General features: G+C 42.7%; 1 protein-coding gene. It reads left to right on the top strand.

Annotated features, from left to right (window positions below; all coding sequences use genetic code 11):
* Positions 1-345 (top strand): hypothetical protein (locus tag KIH41_RS18075; RefSeq protein ID WP_214163344.1); only part of this gene is annotated, 345 nt, incomplete at its 5' end.
* Positions 346-393 lie beyond the last annotated feature (48 nt).

The following is a 393-nucleotide window of genomic DNA, read 5'->3' as shown; positions in this document are numbered from 1 at the left end:
CAAAGGCTTCTTCGCGGAGAAAAATATAAAAGCTTGAGAAAAAAGTGTCAATTAGATTTAGAACGTGACAAGGGATCTGAGCCAATCATTCCTTCTCCCTTCGTACCTTTGCATATTATGAAAGAAATAGAAGTAAAAGATAAGCAACAATACCTCCGGAAAAACCATCCTTTTGGCAGGAAACTGGGGCTGGAGGAGAGGAAGAAGTGTATTCACTGTGATCTGGTTTTCTTGGCTGGGGATTATAAGGTGTTCAAGGACCGCAACGGGGATGAGTATATTTGCTGCCCCAATGCTCCTGAATGTGAGGGAACGGTGATTGATTGGGTTGATGTGGAGGGGTAATTAGGAAGTGGAAATAGATTCGGCGTTTAGGAGTTTATTTCCCGATCA

It is taken from the genome of Litoribacter ruber, from assembly GCF_018500185.1.
Lineage (GTDB): Bacteria > Bacteroidota > Bacteroidia > Cytophagales > Cyclobacteriaceae > Litoribacter > Litoribacter ruber.
Note: the sequence above shows the minus strand (reverse complement) of the source record. Positions and strands in the feature narration are given on the sequence as shown.